The organism is Streptomyces sp. col6 (genome assembly GCF_008042035.1).
Classification (GTDB): Bacteria; Actinomycetota; Actinomycetes; order Streptomycetales; family Streptomycetaceae; genus Streptomyces.
The window spans coordinates 93,266-119,567 of record NZ_RDBL01000009.1; the positions used below are offsets into that span (position 1 = coordinate 93,266).

25 protein-coding genes are annotated in these 26,302 nt (G+C 69.3%); 13 read left to right on the forward strand and 12 right to left on the reverse strand.

Annotation, left to right across the window (positions count from 1 at the left end; all coding sequences use genetic code 11):
- Positions 1–80 precede the first annotated feature (80 nt).
- Entirely contained in the window at positions 81–827 is a 747-nt protein-coding gene (locus EAO73_RS13295; protein ID WP_147971751.1) for a class I SAM-dependent methyltransferase, read from the reverse strand.
- 326 nt (positions 828–1,153) lie between these two features.
- Between EAO73_RS13295 and EAO73_RS13300 the strand changes: the two genes are divergently transcribed.
- Entirely contained in the window at positions 1,154–2,074 is a 921-nt protein-coding gene (locus EAO73_RS13300; protein ID WP_147971752.1) for a LysR family transcriptional regulator, read from the forward strand.
- Between the two features lie 154 nt (positions 2,075–2,228).
- Here the strand turns inward: EAO73_RS13300 and EAO73_RS13305 are convergent, their stop codons facing one another.
- Positions 2,229–3,080, reverse strand: coding sequence for a helix-turn-helix transcriptional regulator (locus tag EAO73_RS13305; protein ID WP_147971753.1), 852 nt, complete (start codon positions 3,078–3,080; stop codon positions 2,229–2,231).
- 86 nt (positions 3,081–3,166) lie between these two features.
- Here EAO73_RS13305 and EAO73_RS13310 point away from each other — a divergent pair, with 86 nt between their 5' ends.
- Together EAO73_RS13310 and EAO73_RS13315 are read left to right on the forward strand one after the other, a co-directional pair.
- Positions 3,167–3,967: an SDR family NAD(P)-dependent oxidoreductase gene (locus tag EAO73_RS13310; RefSeq protein WP_147971754.1), complete on the forward strand. Its 801-nt coding sequence runs from the start codon at positions 3,167–3,169 to the stop codon at positions 3,965–3,967.
- 167 nt (positions 3,968–4,134) lie between these two features.
- Positions 4,135–5,055, forward strand: coding sequence for an SGNH/GDSL hydrolase family protein (locus EAO73_RS13315; protein ID WP_147971755.1), 921 nt, complete (start codon positions 4,135–4,137; stop codon positions 5,053–5,055).
- A 96-nt stretch (positions 5,056–5,151) separates the two neighbouring features.
- On the opposite strand, the gene EAO73_RS13320 is transcribed toward EAO73_RS13315, so the two are convergent.
- Positions 5,152–8,571: a CARDB domain-containing protein gene (locus tag EAO73_RS13320; protein ID WP_147971756.1), complete on the reverse strand. Its 3,420-nt coding sequence runs from the start codon at positions 8,569–8,571 to the stop codon at positions 5,152–5,154.
- Positions 8,572–8,883: 312 nt separating this feature from the next.
- Positions 8,884–10,125 carry an FAD-dependent monooxygenase gene (locus EAO73_RS13325; RefSeq protein WP_147971757.1) on the reverse strand — a complete coding sequence of 414 codons (1,242 nt, stop codon included), beginning with the start codon at positions 10,123–10,125 and terminating at the stop codon, positions 8,884–8,886.
- A gap of 78 nt (positions 10,126–10,203) precedes the next feature.
- Here EAO73_RS13325 and EAO73_RS13330 point away from each other — a divergent pair, with 78 nt between their 5' ends.
- Together EAO73_RS13330 and EAO73_RS13335 are read left to right on the forward strand one after the other, a co-directional pair.
- Positions 10,204–10,770: a TetR/AcrR family transcriptional regulator C-terminal domain-containing protein gene (locus EAO73_RS13330; RefSeq protein WP_318153261.1), complete on the forward strand. Its 567-nt coding sequence runs from the start codon at positions 10,204–10,206 to the stop codon at positions 10,768–10,770.
- Between the two features lie 201 nt (positions 10,771–10,971).
- On the forward strand, positions 10,972–11,694 hold the full coding sequence (locus tag EAO73_RS13335) for an SMI1/KNR4 family protein (RefSeq protein WP_147971759.1): 723 nt from the start codon (positions 10,972–10,974) through the stop codon (positions 11,692–11,694).
- On the opposite strand, the gene EAO73_RS13340 is transcribed toward EAO73_RS13335, so the two are convergent.
- A complete protein-coding gene (locus EAO73_RS13340; protein WP_224756269.1) occupies positions 11,678–12,880 on the reverse strand; it encodes an MFS transporter in 1,203 nt (400 codons plus the stop codon). The genes EAO73_RS13335 and EAO73_RS13340 overlap by 17 nt on opposite strands.
- On the opposite strand from EAO73_RS13340, the gene EAO73_RS36470 reads away from it, so the two are divergent.
- Positions 12,768–13,505: a hypothetical protein gene (locus EAO73_RS36470; RefSeq protein ID WP_224756322.1), complete on the forward strand. Its 738-nt coding sequence runs from the start codon at positions 12,768–12,770 to the stop codon at positions 13,503–13,505. The genes EAO73_RS13340 and EAO73_RS36470 overlap by 113 nt on opposite strands.
- Positions 13,502–14,095, forward strand: a complete 594-nt coding sequence (locus EAO73_RS13350; RefSeq protein ID WP_224756270.1) for a hypothetical protein — start codon at positions 13,502–13,504, stop codon at positions 14,093–14,095. Before EAO73_RS36470 ends, EAO73_RS13350 begins: the two co-directional genes overlap by 4 nt.
- Positions 14,096–14,458: 363 nt before the next feature.
- Here the strand turns inward: EAO73_RS13350 and EAO73_RS13355 are convergent, their stop codons facing one another.
- Entirely contained in the window at positions 14,459–15,109 is a 651-nt protein-coding gene (locus EAO73_RS13355; protein WP_147971762.1) for a TetR/AcrR family transcriptional regulator, read from the reverse strand.
- 97 nt (positions 15,110–15,206) lie between these two features.
- Here EAO73_RS13355 and EAO73_RS13360 point away from each other — a divergent pair, with 97 nt between their 5' ends.
- Positions 15,207–15,614 carry a Dabb family protein gene (locus EAO73_RS13360; RefSeq protein ID WP_147971763.1) on the forward strand — a complete coding sequence of 136 codons (408 nt, stop codon included), beginning with the start codon at positions 15,207–15,209 and terminating at the stop codon, positions 15,612–15,614.
- A 195-nt stretch (positions 15,615–15,809) separates the two neighbouring features.
- On the opposite strand, the gene EAO73_RS13365 is transcribed toward EAO73_RS13360, so the two are convergent.
- Positions 15,810–16,568, reverse strand: coding sequence for a DeoR/GlpR family DNA-binding transcription regulator (locus EAO73_RS13365; protein ID WP_147971764.1), 759 nt, complete (start codon positions 16,566–16,568; stop codon positions 15,810–15,812).
- Between the two features lie 48 nt (positions 16,569–16,616).
- Here EAO73_RS13365 and EAO73_RS13370 point away from each other — a divergent pair, with 48 nt between their 5' ends.
- A complete protein-coding gene (locus EAO73_RS13370) occupies positions 16,617–17,000 on the forward strand; it encodes a DUF4406 domain-containing protein (RefSeq protein ID WP_191134046.1) in 384 nt (127 codons plus the stop codon).
- Complete coding sequence (locus EAO73_RS13375; RefSeq protein WP_147971765.1) at positions 16,997–17,671, forward strand: NUDIX domain-containing protein; 675 nt, start codon at positions 16,997–16,999, stop codon at positions 17,669–17,671. Before EAO73_RS13370 ends, EAO73_RS13375 begins: the two co-directional genes overlap by 4 nt.
- A 150-nt stretch (positions 17,672–17,821) precedes the next feature.
- Here the strand turns inward: EAO73_RS13375 and EAO73_RS13380 are convergent, their stop codons facing one another.
- From EAO73_RS13380 to EAO73_RS13395, 4 genes are all read right to left on the reverse strand, one after another.
- A complete protein-coding gene (locus tag EAO73_RS13380) occupies positions 17,822–18,787 on the reverse strand; it encodes a DUF1152 domain-containing protein (protein ID WP_147971766.1) in 966 nt (321 codons plus the stop codon).
- A gap of 234 nt (positions 18,788–19,021) precedes the next feature.
- Positions 19,022–20,590 carry an SWIM zinc finger family protein gene (locus EAO73_RS13385; protein WP_224756271.1) on the reverse strand — a complete coding sequence of 523 codons (1,569 nt, stop codon included), beginning with the start codon at positions 20,588–20,590 and terminating at the stop codon, positions 19,022–19,024.
- Between the two features lie 225 nt (positions 20,591–20,815).
- Positions 20,816–21,718: a PhzF family phenazine biosynthesis isomerase gene (locus EAO73_RS13390; protein ID WP_147971767.1), complete on the reverse strand. Its 903-nt coding sequence runs from the start codon at positions 21,716–21,718 to the stop codon at positions 20,816–20,818.
- Between the two features lie 12 nt (positions 21,719–21,730).
- A complete protein-coding gene (locus EAO73_RS13395) occupies positions 21,731–22,660 on the reverse strand; it encodes a DMT family transporter (RefSeq protein WP_147971768.1) in 930 nt (309 codons plus the stop codon).
- A 248-nt stretch (positions 22,661–22,908) separates the two neighbouring features.
- Here EAO73_RS13395 and EAO73_RS13400 point away from each other — a divergent pair, with 248 nt between their 5' ends.
- From EAO73_RS13400 to EAO73_RS13410, 3 genes are all read left to right on the forward strand, one after another.
- Complete coding sequence (locus tag EAO73_RS13400) at positions 22,909–24,417, forward strand: leucyl aminopeptidase (protein ID WP_147971769.1); 1,509 nt, start codon at positions 22,909–22,911, stop codon at positions 24,415–24,417.
- On the forward strand, positions 24,414–24,836 hold the full coding sequence (locus tag EAO73_RS13405; protein ID WP_147971770.1) for a RidA family protein: 423 nt from the start codon (positions 24,414–24,416) through the stop codon (positions 24,834–24,836). Before EAO73_RS13400 ends, EAO73_RS13405 begins: the two co-directional genes overlap by 4 nt.
- Before the next feature lie 99 nt (positions 24,837–24,935).
- Complete coding sequence (locus EAO73_RS13410; protein WP_147971771.1) at positions 24,936–25,580, forward strand: SDR family NAD(P)-dependent oxidoreductase; 645 nt, start codon at positions 24,936–24,938, stop codon at positions 25,578–25,580.
- Positions 25,581–25,588: 8 nt separating this feature from the next.
- Here the strand turns inward: EAO73_RS13410 and EAO73_RS13415 are convergent, their stop codons facing one another.
- Complete coding sequence (locus tag EAO73_RS13415) at positions 25,589–26,227, reverse strand: TetR/AcrR family transcriptional regulator (protein ID WP_224756273.1); 639 nt, start codon at positions 26,225–26,227, stop codon at positions 25,589–25,591.
- Positions 26,228–26,302 lie beyond the last annotated feature (75 nt).

Consider the following 26,302-nt stretch of genomic DNA (forward strand, 5'->3'; position numbering starts at 1 on the left):
CACCGCGACTCCCGTTGTACGCCGGGGCTGCCGAGGCAGGGGCCGCCAGGCATGCCGGCGGCCCCGATTCGACGTGACCGTCAGCGGCCGATGAGGACGAAGACCCCCCACCCGAGGTACTCACGCTGGTACCTGGCATAGCGGGCCGGTTCCTCGGAGAGCTCGGCTCTCAACTCGGGGGCCAACTCGTCATCGGGATTCCGGTCGAGCCAGCGTCGGATGTTGAGCCACTGCGCGGCCCGATACCGATCCCAGCTGTCCTGGTCGGCAAGCATCATCTCGACGACGTCGTAATCCAGCGCGCCGAACTGCTCGATCAGCTCGGGCAGCAGTCGGAAGTCATCCTTGCCACCGGCATGGCACGCTTCGACGGTGTGCTGATCCGGGGGATCCTGACGCCAGTACGGTTCGCCGATCAGCAGGGTGCCGCCGGGGCGGAGGCTGCGCCGCAGCAGATCGATCGTGCCGGCCACTCCGTTGCCGATCCAGGTCGCACCGACGCAGGCGGCGAGTTCGACGGGTTCGTCCGCGACATAGCCGGACGCATCGCCGTGAACGAAGTCCACCTGACTGGCAACGCCGAGCTCGTGGGCCCGGGTGCGGGCCCCGGCCGTGAACTCGGTGCTGATGTCCACGCCGGTCCCGATGATGCCGTGGGCGTGCGCCCAGGTGCACAGCATTTCGCCCGACCCGCTGGCGAGGTCGAGCACGCGTGTCCCGGGGGCCAACTGCAGGGCCTGCCCCAGGGCAGCCAGCTTCTCGCTGGTGAACGGGTTGTGGATACGGTGGCTGCTCTCGCGGATGGTGAAACTACGTGGAAGATCCACTCTTGGGAGTCCTTACGTCCGATGAGGTCATGACATGAGCGGGGAACGGCCTGGTGACCAGGGCCGCCGTTGCCTGGACCGTCATCAAATGCACCTCATCCGGACGTGCGGGACTCGAACCTCGGTGAGGCTAGAAGGCGCAAGTGCCTGTGTCCATCGGTTTTCACCTGCGATCACAGCCCCGCAAGGGCGAAACCGACCCCACCACCCTGCGGTGCTCGCTCTAGTGGTCAGCGGTGCAGTGCTCCCCTCGGTTCCGCGTCTCGAAAGCAGATGGCGCCATCATTAACAATTAGTGCATGGGGCTCGCTTGTATGGTTACTGTCATGCAATTGGATTTGAATCTGCTCACCGCCCTGGACGCGCTGCTGGAGGAGGGCAGCGTGGCCGGAGCCGCGGACCGGCTCCATGTCACCGCGCCGGCGATGAGCCGCTCGCTGGGCCGTATCCGCAGGGCCACCGGGGACCAGATCCTGGTCCGAACCGGGCGCCACATGACGCCCACCCCGCGTGCGCTGGCCATGCGCACCGAGGTCCACACCCTGGTCCAGCAGGCCCACCAGTTGCTGTCCGCCCATACTGACCTCGACCTGGCAGGACTGGAGCGGGTGTTCACCGTCCGCTGGCACGACGCCCTCACCACCGCCTGCGGGACCGCCCTTGTCGCCGCGGTGCACCGCCAGGCCCCGGGGGTGAAGATGCGTCTCACGGTCGAGCCCGGCCACGACACCCCTGAGCTGCGTCGCGGGGAGGTCGATGTGGCTTCCAGCGCCGTTCCGCCGTCTCAGCCCGACATCCGCCACCGACTCATCGGCCAGGACAGGATCATCCTCGCAGTCCGGGCGGGCCACCCGCTCACCGAAGGACCGGTGACCGTCGAGAGGTACGCGGCAGCCGATCACGTGACCGTCTCCCGGCGTGGAAGCCTGCACGACCGGGTCGACGAGGTCGTCGCCACCCTCGGCCACGAGCGCCGTGTCATCGTCTCCGCCCCCGCGACGGACACCGCGCTGCAGCTCGCTCGTGACGCCGACGTCGTGGTCACCCTCCCCGACGCGGTGACCCGCTCCGCTCGCGAGCAGCTGGGCCTGACCACGCTGCCACTGCCGTTCGAACTGCCGCCCGTACCTCTCTATCTCCTCTGGCACCAGCGTTACGACAACGACCCCGCCCACAGCTGGCTGCTCAACCTGGCGACCCAGACCCTCCAGGACCTGTTCACCACCCCGGACGCCTCTGACCGGTAGCATCCCGTCGGCGCATTCCCGATGGGTCTCGGAGGGCGGCGTCGTCTCGCAACCGACGACGCGGTAGAGGAGAGTTGAGGCGGTCGGCGGGCGCCGCCGGGTTTCCCCGTACGCAGCGCACGGTTGCGGTCGCCGGTCTCAGCAGGCCGCGGCCCTACCGCAGGAACTCGCCGGCCTGCGCCCCGAGTACGTTCAGCAGCGCCAGGGCCTCGGCGTCGGGGGATCGGGCCGGTGCGGAGTAGAGAACGAGGCGCTGGTCCCGGTCGTCGAGGACGAGTGAGTCGCAGTCGACGGTGATCTCCCCGACGACCGGATGCCGGAAGGTCTTCGTGAGCGTCGGCGCGGCCCGGACGTCGTGCAGCTCCCAGAGCCGGGCGAACTCGGGGCAGCCCTCGTACAGCTCGTCGACGAGCCCCCGCAGCACGGGATCCGACGGGTAGCGGGCGAGGGCGGACCGCAGTCCCATGACGACGTGCAGCCGGAAGTCCGCCCCGTGGGAGGTTCCCTGCAACTGCGCACCGGTCTCCGTGGTGCCGAGGAACGCCCACCGTGCGAGGTTGCGGTCCCTGGGGGAGAGCTCGGAGAAGTCCTCCATGAGCGCGGCCGCGAGGCTGTTCCACGCGAGCACGTCGTACGCGGCGGAGACCACGAAGGCGGCCGTCTGAGGCAGCCGCTCGATGAGCGCGAGGATGCTTGGACGGACATCGCGCCGGTGCAGTCCCGTACGGCTCGGCGCGGTACCGGCCAGGACGTGGAGGTGGTCGGACTCGGTGTCCGTGAGCCGCAGGGCCGCCGCGATCCCGGCAAGGACCTCGCCCGACGGCCGCGGCGCCCTGCCCTGCTCCAGGCGAACGTAGTACTCGGTGGAGATGTGCGCGAGGACCGCCACCTCCTCGCGCCGAAGACCCGGCGTCCGGCGCCGCGGCCCGGAGGGGAGGCCGGCGTCCTCCGGGCGGAGCCGCTCGCGGTGGCTGCGGAGGAATGCCCCGAGTTCCTTCTTGTCCATACCTCAAGTCTGCACGCCGCACGGGGAAGGTTGCCTGGTACAGCTTGTGCCTGTATCCGCCCGGCGGCCGGCCGGACGCTGTCACCATGACGAACGACACGAACTCCACGCACCACATCACCAGCACGCCCATCGGCCTGCTCACCGGCAAGGTCGTGTTCATCACCGGTGCCAGTCGCGGCATCGGGGCGGCCGCGGCCCGGCTCTTCGCCGCCGAAGGCGCTGCCGTCGTGCTGGCCGCCCGGACCGCCGACGCCCTCGACCGCGTCGTGACGGAGATCCGCGCTGACGGCGGAGTCGCCGATGCCGTCCCCCTGGACCTCGCCGACCCCGCGAGCGTCCGGGCCGCCGTCGACCGCGTCGAAGCACTGCACGGCCGGCTCGACGGCGCCTTCAACAACGGCGCGGCGATCCAGCAGCCCGGCCCGCTCGACACGACGAGCGACGAGGACATCGACCGGCAGTTCGTCGTCAACTTCCGCTCTCACTGGACCGCCATGAACGCCGAGGCCGCACTCATGCGCCGCGACGGCGGCGGGGCGATCGTCAACACGTCGAGCATCGGCAGCCGCCGCGCGAACCCCGCCCTCCCGGCATACGGCGCCATGAAGCGCGCGCTGAACAGCCTCACCGAGACCGCCGCGGTGAGCTGGGCCGGGGACCGCATCCGGGTGAACGGCATCACACCGGGCGGCACCGCCACGGAGATGATCGACACGTGGGAAGCGGCAACCCCCGGCATCGTGGAGCGCATCAGCACGTCGACCGCGCTCGGCCGGATGGCCGAGCCCCGTGAGGTCGCCGAGGTGGCCGCATGGCTGCTCAGCGACCGCGCATCGTGGGTGACGGGGGCCATCGTGCCGGTCGACGGCGGCGCCGGCGCCTGAGCTTCGCCGGAGCGCAGTTCGTCCGATCACTGGTCTCACGGCCTACTGGCCGGTATACAGACGAGGTCGGGTCCGCTGGGTACGTGCGGCCGGGTGCCTTCTGACGTCCTGTGCGCCTCGGCCAACGTTGCCTGTCCGCGGACTGCCGGAATTCTGGGGAGGGCACCATGATGCATCGGAAGCGTCCGGGCGAGGCCGTATCGAGGCGACGCACCGCCATCACACTGGCCGCACTGAGCACCTGCGTGCTCACCGTCGGCCTCACCGGCACGGCCTCGGCCGCGCCGCGGGAGACACACGGGACACCCCGGTCCACCTACGTGGCGCTGGGCGACTCCTATACGTCCGGCCCTCTGATACCCACTCAGGTCGACGCCAACTGTGCCCGCTCCGACCACAACTATCCGTCGATCACCGCGCGCGAGCGCCACGCCACCTCGTTCACCGACGTGAGCTGCGGCGGTGCGACGACCGCCGAGATGTGGCAGGCGCAGGGCACCAACGGACCTCAACTGGACTCGGTGAAACCCGGCACGGACCTCGTGACCGTGCAGATCGGCGGCAACGACGTCGGCTTCGGCTCCATCATCAGCACCTGCGCCGGCCTCAGCGCCAAGGACCTCGCCGGCAACCCCTGTCAGCAGTACTACAGGGCCGCGGGCTACGACCAGTTGTCGCTGAAGATCCTCCAGACAGCGCCCAAGGTCGCCCGCGTACTGCGGGAGGTGCACAACAAGGCCCCCCACGCACGCGTGGTCGTCGTCGGCTACCCGGACCTCCTCCCTGACGACGGCAGCGGCTGCTACCCCGACGTCCCGTTCGCCGCGAAGGACTTCCCGTACCTGCGGGACACGGAGAAGCGCCTCAACCTGATGCTGCGCGCGGTCGCGCTGCTGAACCGGGCCGACTACGTGGACACATACGGACCGACGGTGGGCCACGACATGTGCAAGGCACCCGCCGACCGGTGGATCGAGCCGCTGCGCCCCGCGGCGCCCGCCGCTCCGGCCCATCCCAACGCGAAGGGCGAGGAGGTCATGGCACAAGCGCTCCTGAAGACCCTCGGCAGGGGTGCCGGGCACCACTGACCTGTCAGGTGGCGGAGCGCCCGTGCGCCCGCGGCGCAAAGGCCCCGCCCGCGTCCCCCGGAGGAGACGCGGGCGGGTCCGCCCGCACGTGTCGGATCAGCGCTTGGCGGCTCCCTTCGTGGGGCTGCCCGTGAAGGTGAACTGCGAGCCCGGCTCGACGAGCAGGTCACCGTCGCGCGAGTTCGAGATCATCACGTTGGAGAGGGTCGCGTCGCCGCGGGCACCGCTCATCGCGAGGATGCCCGAGCCGTTGTTCGACTTGTCGATGCGTACGTCGGAGATCTTCGTCCCGGTGTACTGGCCGCCGCCCGTCTTGAACTGGATGCCGTCGTACGTCGAGTCGAAGATGTCGGTGTCCCGGATGGTGACGCCGGGGATGTTGGTCGCCTGCGCGAAGAGCGTGATGGCGCCGAACTCCTGGTCCTCGTTCCAGAACGCCCCGCCGGTACGGTTCAGGGTGTTGCCCGCGATGAGCGTCTGACCGCTGAAGGGGATCGGGTCGTGGTCGGTGGCGAGCATGATGCCCGGGTAGTTCATCGTGTCGGAGACGACGTTGTTCTCGATGGTGTTCCCGAAGCCGCCGTAGACCGCGATTCCGTTGGCCCGCCAGGGCAGTTGAATCGTGTTGTTGCGGAAGTGGTTGTTGGAGCCGACGTCGACCGAGGTGTCCTTGACGTACTTGCTCGACCAGACGGCGAGTGAGTCGTCGCCGGTGTTGCGGAAGGACGAGTTGTAGACGGTCGAGTTATGGGTGCCGTTGGTGAAGTTGATGCCGTCCGCGTACGTGTCGCGGATCCGCATCCCGGTGAACTCCAGGCCGTCGCCCGGCCCCCACAACTCGGGGATGTTGGAGTAGTCGCGGCCGACCCAGACACCGACGTTGGCGTGCTCGATCCACACGTTGGAGATCTTGGTGTTCTTCCCCAGACGCCCGTTGATGCCGACGCCGCCCTCCGCGTTGCCGTCGCCGCCGCGGATCCGTCCGGAGCCGAAGATGGCGAGGTCGGAGATCTGCGTGTTGTCGTCGATGTCGAAGCCGAAGTTGCCCTCGTGCGGGTGGTTGATGCCGCCGGCGTCCTGCGGCTGAGTGAGGGTGTAGAGCTGCGAGTACCACATGCCGGCGCCCACGATCTTCACGTTCTTGATGCCGACCTGGTTGTACTGGCCGCGGTGCTGCGGGTCGGGGGTGAGGATCTTCTGCTCCTGGCGCCACTGGCCGGCCGGGATCCAGACGCAGGAGATCTGACCGGCCTGGTCCGCCATGACGGCGCGCTGGAGGGCGTCGGTGTCGTCGATGCCGTCGTTGGGGACGGCGCCGTACTCGGTGATCGAGGTGCACTCGGAGGGCTTCGTCTTCGCCGGGGCGACCTGCTCCAGGTCGACCAGGTCCACGATGTAGAAGGCCGCGGAGTCCCCCGCATCGCGCTGCAGACGGAACTTGGTGCCCACCGGATAGGTCTGGGCGAGCAGCGCGTTCGACTCGTCGAAGAGACGTCGCGCGTCCCCGCCGGGGGTGTTGGTCAGGCCCTCGGGGTCGTCGGTCGAGCCGTAGAGCCACGAGTGCTTCGAGGAGAGGTCGAGCTTGCGGACGAACTTCCCGTCCGCGTAGAGGCTGAGCGTCGCGGACTGCCCGCCGCCCCCCGCGGCGTCCGGGATGGAGTTGCGCACCACGATCGAGTTTGTGGGGTTGGTCGAGGTGAACTCGACGTACTCACCGGTGTTGTCGAGCCGCACCGACTTGCGCCCGCTGGACTCGGTGGCGAAGTTGGTGTGCCCGAAGGTGCGCTTGGCGTCGGTGGTGAGGAGCTTGCCGGTGTACGTGCCGTTCTCGGCCTCGTACTCGGTGTACGGCACCGCGGCGCCCCGGCCCACGACGATCGAGCGGGCGAAGGTGTTGTTGTTCTCGTCGGTCTCGGCGACGGTGTTCGTCGCGTCGGCGCTCGCGGTGAGCGTCGCGCCGCCGTCGGTCGCCGTCCAGCTACCGGAGATCGGCACCTGGACCGAGGCGCCCGCAGCGACGGCGGGGGTGGTGCCGTTGAGCGTGGTCGTCCCGGCCGTCAGCCGGGTGACGGTGCCGGCCGCGACGGCGCTCGTGCCGCGGTTTTTCACGGTGACGGTGAAGCTGACGCTCGCCCCGCTCGCCGGGCTGTCCGGGTTGGTGGCGATGCCGGTGACCTGGAGGTCGGGGCCGGGGCTCTGCGCGACGACGAGCGGCGTGGCGCCCGCCCGGCTGTTGTTGCTGTCGTCCTGCTCGACGACGGTGTTGTTCGGGTCCACCACGGCGGAGACCGCGTAGGAGCCCTGCGGGTGCTTGCCGGTGTCCACCGTGACGGTCGCCGAGGCGCCGGCGGCGAGAGTGCCGACGGCGGCGGTGCCCGCTGCCGTGCCGTCCAGACTGACAGCGACGGTGGTGGCCGGGGAGGTGGCCGTGCCGGCGTTGCGGACGGTGGCCTTGACGCTCACCGCGTCCTTCTCGGACGGGGAGCTGGGCGTCCAGCTCAGGTCGGTCAGCGTGAGGTCGGGGTTGGGCGCGGCGGTGCCGACAACCTCGACCTCGGCGATCTGGCCCCCGGGTGCACCGGAGTTGGCGCTGAGCGCGAGCCGGAGGTCGGCAGCGCGGCCGGAGACCGGAATGGTCACGGTGTTCTTGTTCCCGGCCGGGCTGAAGTCGTAGTTGGCGCGCGCCTTGAGCGTGGTGAAGGCGGAGGCGCTCTGGCCGCGGCCGCTCACCTCGATCGCCTGCGTCCGCGCGCCCCACGCGGTGTCGGGGTTGAGCTTGACGACGACGGCGGAGAGGTCCGCGTCGGCGCCGAGCTTCACGGTGAGCTGCCCCGGCAGTCCGGCGGACTCCCAGTAGGTGTTCACGTCCCCATCGTTGGCGTTGGCCGGGATGAAGGTGTGGACGTAGCCGTTGGCCTCGACGGGCTTGCCCTTGGCGAGGTTGGTACCGGTGGGCGGGGTGCCGGGGTCACCCGGGTCGCTTCCGCCGCCCGCACCGCGGACCTCCAGCTCCGAGAGCTGCGCGGCCTGCCAGCCGCTGTTGGCGGTGACCTGCACCCGGACGTACCGGACGTCGGCGGCGTTGAACCCGAGGGTCACGGCGCCGGCGGCGGCGGGGGTGAAGGTGCGCTTGGCGGAGCCGGAAAGGGTGCTCCAGGTGTCGCCGTCGGTGCTGCCCTGCACGGTGAGGGTCTCGTCGCGCGCCTCCCACGTCGTGGGGAGCTTGAGGGTCACCTCGTCGACGGACGTCTTGGTGCCGAGGTCGACACGGACCCACTGCGGGAATGAGCCGGCGGGGCCCTCCCAGTAGCTGGCCTGGTTCCCGTCGGTGACGTTGCCCGCGCCGTACTCGCCGTTGGCACCGCTTGCGGTGGCCGGGCGGCCCAGGGCGAGGTTGGGCCCGGCGGCGGCGGCCGGGGGCGCGGCGGCGTGCGCTGTGGCGGGGAGTCCGAGGGGGATCAGACAGGCTGCGAGCAGCCCGGTGACCAGCCGTCGGACGGATGACTTCCGTCTCATGCTGTCCTCTGTTCGGTGAGGGGCGGGGAGTGGAGGCGGGGCGGTTCGTCCAAGAAGGAGGGTGATAATTTTTTGAGTGAACTAGTCAATCTTTTGCGGCTACGTGGAGACAGATTTCTGTCAGGTTAAAGATTTGTCAACGGTTCTGACCGCGTCATGACGCTTGGTGTCCCGAGGTGACGCACCGTGCGAGAAGTGGAATGGGAGCTTCACCTGGGGGTGGTCCGGGCGCGCCGGTGAGGCCGGCGCCCGCGACGGACAGGGCCCGCCTCCGCGGCCGACGGGCCCTGCCTTCACGCTCGTTGTGAGGGGTCAGACGGCGTTGACGTAGGCGGGAAGCTGCCAGTCGCCGCCGCGGTCCTCCTTGGACATGCGCATCACCAGGTCGGGGATGTGCAGGAAGCAGGCCAGTGCGGTGAGGTTCTGGAACGCGGCTATGGCATGCCTGGTCGAGGGCATACCCACCCGCAGGATGTGCGGGTTGACCTCGCCCTGGATCTGGTCGACGAACGGGCGCAGGACACGTTCGTAGTTGGCCAGCGCGGCCGGCAGGTCGCTCGGGCTGCTGTTGATCTCCCCGGCCAGGACGTAGGCGCCGACCAGTCCGCCGGAAATCCCCATACCGCTGTAGGGGGAGGCGCAGTGTGCGGCGTCCCCGGCCAGGGCCACCCGGCCCTTGGACCAACTGTCGATACGTACCTGGACGATCTCCTGGGAGTAGAAGAACGGGCTGTCCTGCATGCCCCGGACGAACCGCTCGGTCTGCCAGCCTGCGTCCCTGAACCGTTCGGCCCAGAACGTCCGCTGCTGCTCGATCTCGGCGCGGTGGATCGCGGAGGCTTCCGCCGACTCCTCGCGCATGACGAAGTACACCTGCGTCTCGGTCGCGTTGTGGCTGCGCCGCATGATCTGCCGGCCGCCCGGAACCATGTAGGTGTCGCGGATGTTGGTGTCGGAGGCGATGCGCGGCACGAACCAGTACGCCATGTGGATGCCCACGCGCCAGTACGGGTCGAAGTCCTCGGGCAGCAGCGCGCGGCGGGTGCGCGAGCTCTGCCCGTCGGCGCCGATCAGCAGGTCGTACTCATCCGACGTCCCGTCCGAGAAGTGCGCGGTGACCTTGTCCGCGTGCTGATCGAAGCCGTCGACGCTCTTGCCGAAGACGTATGCGGCATCGTCCTTCGTCGCCGCGTGCAGGATGCGCACCAGGTCACCGCGCATGATTTCGTACTCCGAGGTCAGGGCCTGGCGGCCCTTGCCGGAGGTGTTGGCCATGATCGTCGCTTTCGGCTTCCCGCGGGAGTCGATGAACGCCACGCCCGCCTCGTCCACCAGCTGACTGCGCACCTCCTGCAGCAGCCCCATCCGCTCCACCGCGTCGATGCCCTGCCCGCGCAGGTCCACCTGCGCCCCCGAGTCGCGCAGCGCCGGGAACCGCTCGACGACCGTCACGGCGTGGCCGCCGCGGGTGAGCCAGAAGGCCAGCGCCTGCCCCGCGACGCCGCCGCCCGCCACCAGGATCCGCAGCGAACGCTTCGCGATCACGTTCATCATGACCCCGCTCCAAAATCTATCGGTGATTGATTCTTTCCCAGATTCTTCTATCACCGATAGAATGTCAACGTGACCAAGATGAACCGCGAGACCGTCGTCACAGAGGCACTGGACCTGCTGGACGACGTGGGCCTGGAAACTGTCAGCACCCGGCGGCTGGCCAAGCGCCTGGGCGTCGAGCAGCCGTCGCTCTACTACCACTTCAAGACCAAGAAGGACCTGCTGGCCGCCATGGCGGAGGCGGCCATGGCCCCGCACACCCATGCCGCCCTGCCGGAACCCGAGGACGACTGGCGGAGCTGGTTCCTCGACAACTCCCGCAGCTTCCGCCGCACCCTGCTGATGCGCCGCGACGGGGCCCGTCTGCATGCCGGCAGCACGCCGGCCGGCGACCTCGACCGAATCCGCCGCAAGATGGCCTTCCTGGTCGCCTCCGGCGTGCCCGAGCAGCAGGCGCAAATGGCGATGCTGGCCGCCGGCCGCTTCACCGTGGGATGCGTACTGGAGGAGCAGGCCGAGGCCGACGCGCCAAAGGCCGGGGGTCTACCGGACGACGTCCCTGTACTCGACCATGAGGCGGCGTTCGAGGCGGGCCTCGCCCTCATCCTCGGCGGCCTCGAACAGCACGTGCCGTCCCGCTCCTGATCGCCGACAGGCATCCACCGCGCGGGGTGACCTCACGCTGGACGCATGGGTCCCCGACGGTGTGTGCCTTGTCGCCCGACAGCCGGAAGTGACGCTTCGGCAGGTCCTTGCCGGTCCCTGCTGTGTGGCTGATTCCAGCAATGCCTGGTCGGCTGTCGGGGTGCGGAGACGGTCGGCGGGCGGGACGGGTACCGTCCTGGCATGACACAAGAGTTCGATCTTGTCGCGTCGCTTGCCAAGGGCGTGGAGGGCCGCAGTGCCGCCTGGGCTTTCATCCAGGGCTTCGCCGCGCACTGGGCCGGCGCCGCTGTGGGCAGCGGTGATGGATGGACGGAAGCCGATCTCGACGCTGCCGAGGCGAGGCTGGGTCTCCCGCTGTCGCCGGCGTTGCGTGAGGCGTACGTGCTGTTCGGGCGTCGGCGGGATCTCACCAGCAACCACGATGTGCTGCTCGGCCCGGCAGAACTCCATGTCGATGATGCCGAGGAGGCCCTGGTCTTCCGTCACGAGAACCAGGGAGCCGCGTCCTGGGGCATCCTCCTCGACAGCCTCCAGGACGACGATCCCGCGGTGTTCGTCCGGCTCGACCTTGCCGACAAGAGCGCCGAGCGCTGGGAGGAGTGGCTGGAGCGTCTCTCCCTGTGTTTCGTCGAGATTGTTCTCTCCGAGTCCCTGCAGGCCGATGAAACGCTGTGCGACTTTCTCGACCTGGACGACGACGGCCTCGAACTGGTGGAGACGAACTTCGTCCGACTACCGTTCCCCGCATATCCCCTGGGCGGGGATACCCGGTGGTTCCTGGGGCAGGACGTGCTCGTCCGCGATGACGACGGCGCGGCCATCCTGGCCCGTGGTCGGACGCCGGAAGCCATCGACCGTGTACGTGACGTGATCCCGGGCGACTGGCTCAACGACTGTCGCTGACCCCGCCTCGGACTCCCGCCGACCGAGCGGACGGCCTTCCCCGGTCACGTAGTGGTTCGGAGGGCTTCGGCCAGGTGTACCCCTTCGCCCGGTGAGCCCATGCCGCGAGGACCATCAGCATGGCTACCGGCCCGCCCACCGCCATCACCGTCGAGGGCGAGGAACGGTCGAGGACGGCCCCTCCCGCCAGGGCGCCGATGGAGATGGTGGCCTGGAAGGAGGCGGTGAAGAGGACGGAGGACGCCTCGGGGGAGTCGGGGGCGGCCTTGGAGAACCACGTCTGCGAGCAGACCGGGACGGCACCGTAGGCAACGCCCCAGACGGCCAGCAGCACCACCGCGCCGGCGTCCGAGCGTCCCAGGACGGGCAGGAGCAGGGTCGCGGCGCCGATCAGGGCCGCCGCCGTGGCGAAGGCGGATCGCGGACAGGGACCCACCACGGACCCGCCGACGAAGTTTCCGACGATGCCGGCCGCACCGTAGATGAGCAGGTAGATCGTAATGCGACCCGAACCGACGTGGGTCACCTGCTCGAGGAAGGGGGTGACGTACGTGTACATGCCGAAATGGGCGAGTACCACGAGGAAGGTCATGACCACGGCGAAGCGGGTGTTGACGCTTCGAAGCATGCCGCCGAGGACGTCGATGCGTGTCGCCCGGCCGGAAGGGAGAGGCGGGACGACCGCCAGGAGCAGCACGAGGACGGCCAGCGTGAAGCCGCCCATGACGAGGAACGCCGTCCGCCAGCCCGCGATGTCGCCGATGTACGTGCCCAGGGGTACGCCGAGCACGGAGCCGAGCGGTACGGAGGAGAAGATCACCGCGGTCGCCCGGCTCACGGACTTCGCGGGAACCAGTTGACGGGCGAGTCCGGCCCCGATGGACCAGAAGCCGCCGATGGTGATCCCCACCAGGACGCGGGAAAGCAGGACCAGCCAGTAGCTCGACGCGACGGCCGCCAGGAAGTTGGCCAGCGCGAGGAGAAGGATGAACGCGCCCAGCATGACCCGCCGGTCAATACGTCCCGTGGCCACCGTGACCACAGGGGCGGAGACCGCGGCGAGGAATCCCGGCATGGTCATCATGAGCCCGGCCATTCCGTCCGAAATGGTGAAACTCGATCCGATCGACGTGAGAAGGCCGATCGGAAGAATTTCCGTCGTGACGATGGCGAAGATCCCCAGCATGACTGAAATGACAGCCAGCCAGGAGACGAATGGCGTGCGGTCCGGCGACGCGGGGGATTGGACAGAAGGGGTGATTGCTGTGGACATGAATCCCGTCCCGAGTGGGGCATCACATGGAGAGCGTGACCTCCAGTCCAGCAGGAAAGGGCACCGTCTTCTGGCGGATTTCCGACCCCAACAGTCGCCCCCTGCTATGCGCAGACGGCAAGTGCTCAGGGACTCGAAGGCTGACCAAACCCGATTGTCAGACGAGGTCGGGCCGTGCCACCCTCCCGTTATGGAGCAGGACCAACCTCTCGTTCGCGACGTCTTCCCCGGCCTCGTCGCCGAGCTGACCGCTCTCCTGGAGGCAGAAGGCGAACACTGGCTGGCCATCAGCGCCTGGGATGTCCGCATGGCCGGCACATGCAGCTGTACTGACGACTTCTGCCAGAGCATCCGGACGGCGGACCATCCGCAGGGGGAGCCCTACGGTCCAGGACATCGGTGCGTTCCGCTCATACCTGCGGAAGGCATGCTGAACCTCGACGTCCTGGACGGCCGGATCATGTTTATCGAAGTACTTGACCGGGCGCCGATGCGCAACATGTCCGGCACAGGCGACGACACCAAGGCCGACGAGTGAGCGAGGACGGTGGGCTGTTCAGCGATCTGCTGACGCAGTGGCGGGAGAAGTGGCAGACGGAGCCGACGAGCGCGCATGAACTCCGCGCGGAGCGTGCTGAACGCTGGGTCCGGTTCCACAGCCTGCCGAACTCACAGCGCTACCCGCAGAACGAGGCCGAGTACACGGTTGTCCTGGAGCGCCACAACGCGGTGCTGGACGAACTGTTCACGGGGCGGGACGTCTTCGTGATCACTACCGGGTGGTCGGATCCCGGCGATCCCGCAGTACGTTCCGACGATGCGCTTCGACTCCACCCCGGCAGTGAACTGTGGACGTCTTCACCGACCGATGAGCCTGATCCGGAGTACCGGATATGCGTGTACTCCTACATCAGTTGCATCCGATGGCGGCCCACGTGCCTCGACCCGCTGCTTCGCTCGGTGGCGGACGACGTATCCGCGGGAGTGATCATCGCCGACATGAACCTCGCTCAGCTCTATCACCCCTACGACGGCAGAGCTGACGTCATCCTTGCCGACAGCGCCGGCCGGGACGCCATGCGCGAACGACACAGAGGCTGGCTGTCGCAGCACCCCCAAGGGCTCTGAAAGTCTCCCGTCTGGGCGAGTCCTTGGCGGCTCGGGGCGATCACACCGGTGCCGCCGACGGTGACGCGTAAGGGGCAAGGGGATTGTGGATCAAGTCGGCGCCAGTCGTCTGTTCTCCGTGGTCCGATCCGGCGACGCCCCCGCCCACCGGCTTCCCCGACGGCAACCGATGCCTGCGAACCCCTTGAGGACGCAGGCCACGATCTGGTCGACTACCTCGCCGGCCCCCGGACGACGCCGCGTCCTGCTCGACGGTGTCGCCCGGAGGAGCCCGCCTCCGGCCCGCGCGCACGCTGCGCGGAAGTGCCCCGGCTCGCGGGCCCGCACTGTGCCCGGCGGAAGAGCCGGCCTCAAGGTTGCAGGTCAGGCGGCCGGCCCGTAGGCCCGTAGGAAGGTGTCCACAGCGGCCTCGGCCACCGCGCGCGTCTCTGCGGCGGAAACCGCGCGGGTGCCGAGTCTGGAGCGTGCCTCCATGGGGCCGGTGAGCAGAGTGAGGAGTTGCTCGGCCGCCAGGGCCGGGTCGCACGGTCGCAGTCGGCCGGCCAGCGAGAGGTGGGCCAGCCGGTCCGCCAAGGCCTCGCCGAGCCTGCCGTAGGTGCGTTCCTGGACGGTCTCGATCAGGTCGGCAAAGCCCCCGACCTGGGCGTACATCAGCCATTTCAGGGCGCGGGCGCGCTCGCTGCAGCAGACCTGCAGCATCCGGAATGCCGTGTCCTCCAGGGCGGCGTGCAGATCGTCGCCAGGGGTGCGCAGTCGTTCGACCACGGCGAGGTTCTCCGCCATCACCGTGTCGGCCGCCGCCTCGATCGCGTGGCGGAAGATGTTCTCCTTGTCCCTGAGGTGGTTGTAGACCGTCGGCTTGGCGACTCCTGCCTCCTCGGCGATCTCCCGCACGCAGGCGTTCTCGTACCCCCGACGCGAAAAGACCACGAAGGCGGCGTCGAGGATCGCCTGCCGCTTGTCGATACGCCCCCGGGGCGCCGTCCGCCCGGACGGAGTGGTCGCTGCTGTCATCTCCGCAGGGTAACCGCCGCCTTGTTCTGTACTATTCGGACCTCTAAATTGAACCCGTTGGTTCAATCATGAGGCTCGTCCCACGAGAGGGGATCCAGTGATCGTCAACACGTTGCGTTTCAGCTTCAGGGAAGGAACGACGCAGGAGGAGAGGGAGGAGGTGCTGGCCGCGATGCGGCGCACGTCGACCGTGGAATCCGCCGCGTTCGGAGTGGTGGGCCAGGATCTCGGCGACCCTGCGGACGGGTTCACCCACACATACTGCGCGGGAGTCGCGGACTTGGCGGCGCTGGAGCGGTACCTGCACGACCCGGTTCACCTCGAGGGCGACTCCGTCATCCTCCCCCGCCTCGCGCGCCTCTCGGCCGTACGGTTCTCCGACGACATGGATCCCGGGCTGAGCGAGAGGATCATGGCGCTGCACATGGAAAAGGTCGCTCAGTACCCCGAGTGGGGCCGGCTCCTTCACTCCATCCCCGATGTGCGCGTTTCTGCCGAGACCTGACGGGCAGTCGGCGCGGGGCAGGGGCCGGCGCGGACCTGCCCGCAGCCCCGCGTCACATCCGCACGTGGCCCTGCCCGCTCCCCGTGCGAGGGTGGACGCCGGCGAAATTCCCACTCCGCTTGACGTCGTACGGCCGAGGCGGCCGGGCCCCGGCGGAGCGCGCCGTTGCCCGGCGAGATGCCGCTTGCCTGGGTTTCAGTCGGCGACAAGGACCTCCACGCCGAGTGTCCTGAGTCGCTCGACGACCGTGTCGTGAGGATCGGTGTCGGTGATCAGCCCGGTGATCTTCTCCCACGACAGGACGCGGTAGGGCGAGGCCGTGCCGATCTTCTCGCGGGAGGCGAGGATGTAGGTGTCCGCGGCCCGCGCGGCCAGGGCACGCTTCATCGCCGCCTCCTCCGCGTCCCCCGTGGTCAGTCCCGCCTCGGGGTGTACGCCGGTGACGCCGAGCAGGCACAGGTCTGCGGAGACGTTCTGCGCGGCCTCGACCGCGGCGGCGCCGCAGGTGACCGCCGAGTGCTTGAAGACGCGTCCCCCGAGGAGAAAGAGCTCTGCCCGCGGGTGGTCGATCAGAGCCGTGGCGATCGTCGGGCTGTGGGTGATCACCGTGCAGCCGAGGTCCTTCGGGAGTGCCCGTGCCACGGCGAGGGCGGTGGTGCCGCCGTCGAGGATCACCGAGCCGCCCGGCCGCACCAGCGCGGCTGCCGCGGCGGCCACCTTCCGTTTTCCGTCCGGAGCCACCGTCTGCCGGGCGTCGTAGTCCACCACTGCCGGAGAGGCGGGCAGCGCGCCGCCGTACACCCGTTGGCACAACCCCTCGGCGGCGAGATCGCGAAGGTCACGCCGCACGCTGTCCTCGGAAATGCCCAGTTCGGCGGCGACGTCCTTGGCCACGATCTTGCCCTCGCGGGCGAGTAGACCGAGCAGGTGGTCGCGCCGTTCAGCAGCCAGCATTCGTACTCTCTCCTGTTCTTGCATGTTTCTGCATGTATCGTAGCGAGGGTGAACGACAAGCCCAAGCTCATCCTGATTGCCGGCCCCTACCGCTCCGGTACCGCCGGCGACCCGCAGGCCATGGCCGCCAACCTCACCCGCCTCGAAGCCGCCGCCTGGCCGATCTTCGAGGCCGGACATCTTCCCGTGATAGGTGAATGGATCGCCCTGCCCGTCCTGCAGTCGGCGGGTGCCGGCCCCACGGACTCGCTCGCCGACCAGGTGCTCTACCCGACCGCCGACCGTCTGCTCGCGCGCTGCGACGCCGTGCTGCGCCTGCCGGGCGAATCCGCCGGCGCCGACCAGGACGTCGCCACCGCTCGCCGCCGTGGCCTGCCCGTCTATCACGACGTGGCCGAGATCCCGCGTCGCACCCCGGAGGAGGCCGCGTGACGAGCCGCCCCGGTATCGACACCCCCGACCACCGCGGCCGCACCGGCCTCGACCGGGCCGGACGTGGGCTGGACCGTAACCCCGACGTCCGGATACGCGACGTCGAGCTCACCTCCCAGGGCTGGCACGTCCTGCGCCGCACCACCTTCGACTACCGGCGTCGCGACGGCCGGTGGGAGACCCAGCAGCGCGAGACCTACGACCGCGGCGACGGCGCCGTCGTCCTGCCCTACGACACCGGGCGCGGCCGTGTTCTGCTCACCCGTCAGTTCCGCTACCCCGCCTACGTGAACGGCCACCCCGACGGCATGCTCATCGAGGCGGCGGCCGGACTGCTCGACGCGGAAGACCCGCACACCGCGATCCGCCGCGAGAGCGAGGAGGAACTCGGCGTCAGGCTCGGCCCGCTCACCCCCATCCTCGACGCATACATGAGCCCGGGGTCCGTCACCGAACGCCTCCACTTCTTCGCCGCTCCGTACACCCCGGCCGACCGGACCGGCACGGGCGGAGGAGTCGAGGAAGAGGGCGAGGACATCGAAGTCCTCGAACTTCCCTTTGCCGAGGCCCTCACCATGGCCCACGACGGACGCATCACCGACGGCAAGACCATCTTGCTCCTGCAATGGGCGGCCCTGCACGGCCTCTTCGCCCAACCGCAGAACACCTGAGGGCTGCCTCCACCAAACCCGGGAATTCGTCTGGGGAAGGCGTCGCAGCGACGCTTCCGGCGTCCTTTTCGGCGGGTGCGAGAGCACACCACGCGTGCCGGCAGCCGTCCGAGCAGGGGAGGACTCCGTTCGTTGGTACCGGAAGAGGGTTCAGTGCGGGAACGACCTCGGCGGACGCTGACGGGGCAGCGTGGTGCGGAACTCCTCGATCACGGAACTCACCTGCCGCATCAGCGAAGTCCGTTCCAGCAGACCGAGGTAGAGATTACGGCGGGCCAGTCCCGGCAGGTCCACACAGAAGTACATCGCCATCAGCGGGTTGATGAACAACTCGCTGTCCTTGGTCCTCTCCGTGAACCGGACGTTGCCGAAGTCACCGCGCACGGCAGCGGCCACGGATCCGTTCACGATGCTCGGGTGGCTCGCGGTGTGGCGCTGGGCGTGCGCCACCGCGTCGAGATACAGCGCGCCCTCCCGCCCCGCCCCGAGCAGTGAGAACGCGCCGAGATAGGAGCCATCCCGGTCCAGAGCGGCCAAGTTCTCCAGCACGAGCGAGTGGTTCACGCCGTGATAGGCGTCCACCCCGAAGCCGAGGCAGGCCACCAGCCGGTTCGCGACCTCGTCGAGTCCGCTCACGGCGGCGAGGCTCGCCATGTCCTCCTCCGGGGTGCCGAGACCGTGCTCGTCGCCGCGCATCAGGATGTCGGTACCGCCGTCCACCAGCACGATCGCGTCAACACCACCGAGATGCTTGATCAGCGTCCGGTAGGCCGCCCGCAGCGGCCCGACCCCGATGCTCGGGAAGGCGTACACGGTCGGCGGCAGATCCTGCGTCACGAGCCACTGGGCGAGCGTCCGTTCAGGGAAGTAATCGCCACGCACGGGGATGTCGGGCCCGATGGCCGCGACGTCCTGGTCCACCCACACATCGAGGTCCAGGCCGTACAAGTCGGCGAAGGACAGGTTGGCAAGGTGCACCTCCTTGCCCGCCGACCGCAGCGCGAGTGCGAGCGGCAGTCCGGCGTACACGTCGAAGCCGCCGCCCGCTCCGGCGATGAGCACCCGTCGCGCGTCGTGCAGACGGGTGAAGAAAGCAGGTTCCCCCAGAGAAATCACCGCATGACGCTAGCAGAAGGGCAAGTCGGCACCGGAGCGATCAGACTTCAGTGGGATCGATCAAGGGCCGATGAGAAGGCACGTCTGCGCGCGGCGGGCACGGAATGCCGTGTACCAGGCGCTCGTCGTAGGGCACCCCCCTGCTACTTCGCTGTGCCGCACCGCCGGTTGCCGTGGCTGGCGGTCTTCCTGGACGTGCAACGAATACATCCGCGGGCCCGCGCGAGTGGAGACTCACAACCCGTTCGTCGTGAGGATCTCCATCAGTTTCGGCTTGCGTTTGAGCTCCTTGCGGAGTGCGGCGAGGAAGTGCGTGAAGGCGTCGGGGGTGCCGAGGCGTTCGTGACAGGCCCGGATGCTGCGGAGGAGGCGGGCGATTTCGTGGTACGTGCGGTCGCCGGTCGATTGTTTGAGGGGTTGGAGTTGGCGGAGGTACACGGCGAGTGCGTCGGAGGGCCTGTGGTCCCTGATGCAGTCGGCGAGGGGGAGGAGTTCGCGGTCGTCGACGTGGCCGACGGCGGCCTCCCACGCCGCGTCGGCCTGGCCCGCATCGAGCAGGATGTCGACGCGTACGCGGACAGGGACGCGGGCGTCGTCGCGCAGGAGCGTCATCGCGGTGTTGCGTTCCTCCTCGCCACGACTGCAGGCGCGGGCCGCCGTGCACAGCGCGCGGAACGCTGCGAGGGAGATACGGGACCGGAAGACGTCGCGGCGCAGGGCGAGGGCCTTCTCGTCGCGGCCGGTGGCAGCGTAGCGGGCGCAGAGCCACTCGACGAGCTGAGGGTCCCGCCCAGTGGCCGGCAAACCGCGTTCGGCCCATTCGAGGGCGTCCCTGGGACGTCCGGCCGCGTCCAGTTCCCGCGCGATCCGCAGGTGGCTGCTGCCGTCGGCGGCGGGGGCAGCGCCCAGGAAGGCGACGAGGCCGTCGATGTCGCCGCGCGCCTTCAGCAGGCGTTCCAACAGCCGGGCGGTCTTCTTGCCGGGGTCTTGCCGCCATGCCTCGGTGGCCAGCTCCTGGGCGCGGGTCAGGCCGGCCTCGCCGAGGATATCGCGGTAGTCGGCGGGGTCGGCAGAGGCGCACGGTCCGAGCAGGTGACCGACGAGCCAGCGCGCAGTCGGCTCCGGGTGCGGGGCGGCCGCCCGGCAGGCGCGCAGGTGCAGTTCCTCAAGGCCCTTCATGGACTCGTACAGGCATGAGAACCCGAGGGCGTGCTCATAGACATCGCTCAGCCGCCACAGCGCCCACCGGATCCCGTCGACGGCTTCCGCCGCCCGCTGAGCCGCGATCAACGCGCTCAGGACGATGCCCGCCTCCGCCACCCGCTCGCTGTATGCGACGGCGTTCGCGGAGTCGTCGTTCTCCTGCTCGTACTGCCAGTCCCCGGGGTCGAGCAGGCCTTTGACCAGGTCGCGGACCTTCGCGTGGTCGGCCTGGGCGGCCTCGGCCCGTATGCGCAGGCGGTCGCGCACGGCGGGGTCGGCGGCCGACTCCTCGGCCAGCAGGTCGAGCAGGGCGTCCCGGCCCAGCGTCGTGAGCCAGGCTGCCGCGTCGTCGCCGGGCCGCTTCGGCGAACGGGCTTCCACCGCGGGGGCCGGTACGGCGTGTGTGTTCGGGGCGGTGGACCGCAGGACCGCGAGGCCGACGGCGACACAGTGCTTGCAGAAGTTGCCTTCGGTGCCGTAGGGGCAGGAACAGGTCCCCGTCACCCCGGCATCGGGTCCCGCGACGAGTTCGACGCAGTACGTCTCCGCACCCGGCACAGTGGCGCGGATCGTGCCGTCGGCGATGTACAGGCCACTCACGGCACCCACGTAACTCTGACCGCGCTCGAACGACGTCGACCCGGCAGCACGCCTCAAGGAGGCCTCGTTGAAAGCCGGTTGCATGTCCATCATCTTCGGCACCCGTACATTCAAACGGATGCCGCAACCAGGCGGAACCTGGACCACGCGTGAACCGGAGTGGTTCCTCGACGCCGTCGACCTCGCCCCCGCTCCAGCAAATGGCCGGCCCGCGCGGGACAGGCCTCAGATGCGCAGGTCCGCCCTGAAAGCTGTTGCCGCCTCACCCGTGATGGCGACGCGCAGTTCGTCTTCGGTCCCCGTGTCGACGCGGACGTCCACGTCACCGGGCCTTCCCATGGCCCAGCCCTGCCGGCCGGTGAACGTGAGCCGGCCGTTCACAGTGGGGACGAGGCCGTGCCGCACCAGATAGGCGCCGAGCGGGCCGTGCCCGTTGCCGGTGACGGGGTCCTCGGCGATGCCGATGGCCGGGGCGAACATACGGGACCAGGTGAGCAGGCGAGGGTCGCCCGTGGCTCGTGTGAAGACGAAGAAGCCGTTGGTCCCGAATGCGCGGCTCAGCGCGGTCAGCGCGGCGGGATCCGGGCGCAGGGTGTCGACGGTGGCACGGTCACGCAGTTCGACGAGCGCCTTGGAGTGACCGGTCGACACGATCTGCACGGGCCCGTCGCCGGTCAGGTCGTCGGGGCTCGCACCCAGGGCTCTGAGCAGCCTGTCCCTTCGGTCGCCGTCGAGTTCGGTGCCGAAGACCGCCTCACCCTGCTCCATACCGATCCGTACCCGGTCGCCCTCACGCAGGACCCGCACCCTCTGCAGCAGCCCCGTACCGGACTTCTGCACCCATGATCCCGACGGCAGGCTGTACTCGACGGCCCGAGCGTAGTGTGCCGCCACCGTGGCGTGCCCACAGGTGGGGACCTCCGTGGTGGGGGTGAAGAACCGCACCCGCACATCGTGGTCGTCCCCGTCCGCCGGCAGTACGAAGGCGGTCTCGGAGTTGTTCAACTCCCGTGCGACGGCCTGCATCTGTGCGTCCGTCAGTCCCACGCCGCACAGGACCACGCCGGCGGGGTTGCCCCGGAAGGGGGTGGAGGTGAAGGCATCGACCTGATAGAGGACTCTCGGCATGGCGCGGCTCCTTCAGCCCTGGGTGGTCGGCTGTCGCTCTGCCACCCCGAGAGGCGTCTCTCCGCGTCGTGAGCGGGTGACGGCGACGCCGACGAGCACCACCGCCATCCCGACGCCCAGCCGCACGTTGAAGTCCTCACCGAGCACGACGACGCCGAGGGCCACCGAAACCACCGGCAGCAGGTAGCCAAGGGTCGCGGTGTTCGTGGCCCCTTCGGCAGCGATGTTCCGGTAGGTCAGATGGAAGGTGGCCGCCGTGGCGACAACACCGAGAACCAGTACGACGATCAGTGTCCTCGCGCTGACGTCGACGGGCTCGAGACCGCCGAACGGCACAGTCACCGCCGTCAGGGCGGTCGCCACGACCAGTTGCGCCGCGGAGAGTGAGATGGTGGGGATACCGGTGCCGACGAGGTGGCGCCCCATGTACGCGAATCCGATCGCGTAGCTCGCTGCCGCCAGGGCGACGGCCGCGATGCCCGACCCGCCCGACTCCGCGGCCTTCCACGGTGCCAGGATCAGTACGACTCCGGCATACCCGGTCAGCAGTCCGCCCAGCCGGAGCGGCCGGAGCCCTCGCTCCATGCCGGTGACGACACCGATCAGAACGGCCCACAGCGGCGTCGTCGCGTTGAGCACCCCGGCGACACCCGAGTCGATACTCCGCTGGCCGACGCTGAACATCGCGAAGGGCAGAGCGTTGCAGAAGAAGGCGGCCACGGCGATACGGCCCCAGATGCTCCGGCCGCGGGGCAGCCGATGGCCCGCGCACCGGCACGCGACCAGCAGGGTGACAGCCCCGATCACGCACCGGCTGAGGGTCACCTGTACCGGTGTCAACGCCTCGAGAGCCAGCTCGATCCAAAGGAAGGTCGATCCCCAGAGCAGAGCGAGAGCCCCGATCCGTACCCCAGTCCAGTTCCCGTTCATGCCACCCTGCACATCGTCGCGTCCATAGATCTCCCTCGTACGTTCGCGCACTCGAAGCCGCAGGACAATTGAAAAGTTCTCGAGGAGACTTAAGCATGTCTACAAAGTGAGCCACCTTCTCTTCCTTGTCGTTCGGGCCAGGACAGTAAAGATGTAGCGTGCCTTAACGATGGCGCAGAGATTTTTGATTGTCCTCAGGGGCCGCTCCGGGGCAACGTGAGCGCGATTCGGAGATCCAGCCCCGAGAACAGGACCATGACGTGACTGCCCTTACCGTCTCCACTGCCGCAGCGGCAGCGCTGCCCGCGCAGTGCGTCGCCATCGGTGTCTCAGCGAGTTCCGCGGGGCCGGTCGCCGCGCCCGGTGCCGAGGCCGTACACGCGGCGTTCGGCGGTGGCCTCGTCGCGACACTCACCTCCCTCGGCTTCACCGGTGCGGAAGGGGAAACACTCAAGCTGCCGGCCCCACCGGGCCTCGAGGCAGAGGTGGTCCTCGCCGTCGGACTGGGGAAAGCGGCGGACGACGGTGGGATCACCCGCGAGGCGCTGTGCCGTGCCGCCGGTGTGGCCGGCCGTGTACTGGCGGGTGCCGAGCGTGCTGTGCTCGCCCTTCCGGCCGGGACGGCCGAAGCCGCGGAAGCGGTGGCGATGGGCGCTCTGCTCGGGGCCTACGCCTTCACCGACTACCGTGTCCCGGTCGCGGCCCCGGTCGGTGAAGTGGTGATCCCGGCGGCCCCGGAGACCTACGAGGAGACAACGGCCGGTGCACGGCACGGCAGGGTGATCGCGGAGGAGATGAACCGCGCCCGGGATCTGATCAACATGCCCGCGAACCATCTGACGCCGGACGTCTTCGCCGTCATCGCGAGTGATCTGGGGGAGCGGTACCGGCTCGACGTCCAAGTGCTCGACGAGGAAGCCCTCGCGAAGGAGTCGTTCGGCGGCATCCTCGGTGTGGGTCAGGGCTCGGTGAGGCCACCACGCCTGGTCAGGGTCGCCTACACCCACCCGGAGGCCGAAAAGACACTCGCCTTCGTCGGCAAGGGCATCACCTATGACTCGGGCGGCATCTCGCTCAAGCCGGTCGGCTTCAACGAGATCATGAAACGGGACATGTCCGGGGCGGCCGCCGTCCTGGCCTCCGTGGTGGCCGCCGCACGGCTCCGCCTGCGCGTGAACGTCACCGGCTGGCTCGCACTCGCCGAGAACATGCCGTCCGGCTCGGCGACCAAGCCGGGAGACGTGCTGCGCATGTACGACGGCAAGACCGTCGAGGTACGCAACACCGACGCCGAAGGACGCCTGGTGCTGGCCGACGCCCTCGTCCGCGCCGGTGAGGAACGACCGGACGCCCTCGTGGACGTGGCCACCCTGACCGCCGCGATGAAGATGGCCCTGGGCCACCGCGTCTTCGGCGTCATGTCACCCGACCCCGGCTTCCGTGCCCTTGTCGTCGACGCGGCCGGACGTGCCGGAGAGGAGGCGTGGCCCATGCCGCTGCCCGCCCAGCTGGCCGAGGGGCTGGCCTCCCCGGTGGCCGACCTCGCCAACACCGGCGAACGCGTGGGCGGCGGCCTCGTGGCAGGTCTCTTCCTGGCGGAGTTCGTCCCCGCCGGCATCCCCTGGGCTCACCTCGACATCGCGGGCCCCGCCTTCCACGAAGGGAAGCCCTACGGGTACACGCCCGCCGGAGGGACCGGCTGCGCGGTACGCACCCTGGTGCGACTGACGCGGGAGGCCGCCGCGGAGCAGCCGGGAGCGAGCCGGTGAACCACTTCCCTTCGGGCCTCCGCGGTGTCGAGGCGCCCGCGGCTCCTGCGCCCTTCGGGCACTACGCGCCGGCGACGGTCACCCCGGACGGTACTGTCCGGGTCTCCGTGCAACTCCCGGTCGGAGGAGGCGTGGTGGCCACTTCGCCCCCTGCCGACCAGACGCGGCAAGCCCTCGTCAACGTCCTGTCCGTCGTGGAGGCCGCGGGCGGCCGAGCCGATTCGGTGGCCAGGGTCACCCTCTATCTCACCGACATCGCGGACTGGGACTCCGCCGACGCCGTCTTCGGCGAGGTGTTCGGCGCACACCGCCCGGCCCGGACCGTCGTGCAGGTCGCGGGGCTGCACCACGACTACCGTGTGGCCGCCGACGCCGTCGGTTGGTGTACGGAGCGGAGGGCCGGCACCGCACACGGCTGAGCCTGCGCTACGGCCGGGTCGGATCATGCGCTCGGGGAACAAGCGGTGGCAGAGCGGGAGTTGCCTCCTGTGAGTCAAGGTCGAGGACAAGGAGCGGTCATGGCAGGAGCGTTGGTCATCGGTGCGGGGCCCGGGATCGGGCAGGCGGTGGCCCGCCGGTTCGCCCGGGAAGGCCTGCCGGTCGCCCTGATCGCGCGAACGAAGGAAACGGCGACCGCGGCGGCCGAATCCGTTGCCGCCCTGGGGGTACGGACGCTCCCGCTCGTCGCCGACGCGGCCGACGAGACCGCGTTGCGCGATGCTCTGGACGCTGCCGCAGGTGAGCTCGGTGAACCCGACATCGTGGTCTACAACGCGGCAGCCATTCGGCCCGACGCCATCGGCGAACTCTCGCACCGCGACCACGTGGACGCGTACGCCGTCAACGTCCTCGGCGCCCTCACCGCCGCCGCGCACACTCTGCCCGCGATGGCACGGCGCGGCCGGGGCACCTTCGTCGTCACCGGTGGCATGCCCGACATGAAGCCGCAGTATGTGAGCCTGTCGTTGGGCAAGGCCGGGGTGAGAGCCCTGGTCGAACTCCTCGACGCGGAGTACGGGCCGTCGGGCGTGCACGTCGCCACCGTCACCGTCGGCGGGGCCGTCGCGCCGGGAACCGCCCACGACCCCGATGACATCGCCGATCACTACTGGCGTCTGCACACGCAGCCGCGCGAGCGGTGGGAACGTGAAGTCCTCCACTGAGCGCGCGTCTACGCCCGATCCTTGTGTGCGCAGCCCGGGGTGTCCCGGCCGGCGACGCCGGCGAGCACCAGGTCGAGTTCTGCCAGGGAGTCCTCCAGCACGGTGCGCCGGTCGGGGGAGTCGGCGAGGTCCAGGGCGATCTCACCGATCCCGCCGTACAGCAGTGAAGCGAGGGGAGCCGACGGCCGCTCGGGAATGCATCCGGCCTCGATCGCGATGCCGAGTCCGCGTCGCATCTGGTCCTTGCACCCGGCCTGGATGCCGCGCAGGGTGGACCAGTCGAGCGCGCCCGGCGCCTCGATCAGGGTGATCCGGCGCACGGCGGGTTCCAGGGACGCCTCCAGCAGAGCCCGGCAGCCCGCGGCCATTCCGTCCCAAGGGTCCTGCTCGGCCTGGAACGCCCGCCGGACGATCACGGCGAGTTCCTTCTGGTCGGCCGCGTACACCTCGCGGAAGATGTGTTCCTTGTTGCTGAAGTGATGGTAGAAGGCGCCGCGTGTCACCCCGGCCCTGGTGCAGATCGCGTCCAGCGAGGTGGCGGAGAAGCCGTCGTCGACGAAGAGCTCGCGTGCCCCGGTGATCAGCGCGTTCGTGGTGGTCCTGGTGCGGTCCTGCTGACTGCGGCGCACACCCGTCTTCGTTGCCACTGGCTCCCCTTCCGTCTCTCCACGAGGATAGAAGAGGCACCGCGGCACAAGCACGCCGTGCGCGCCGTCGTGTAC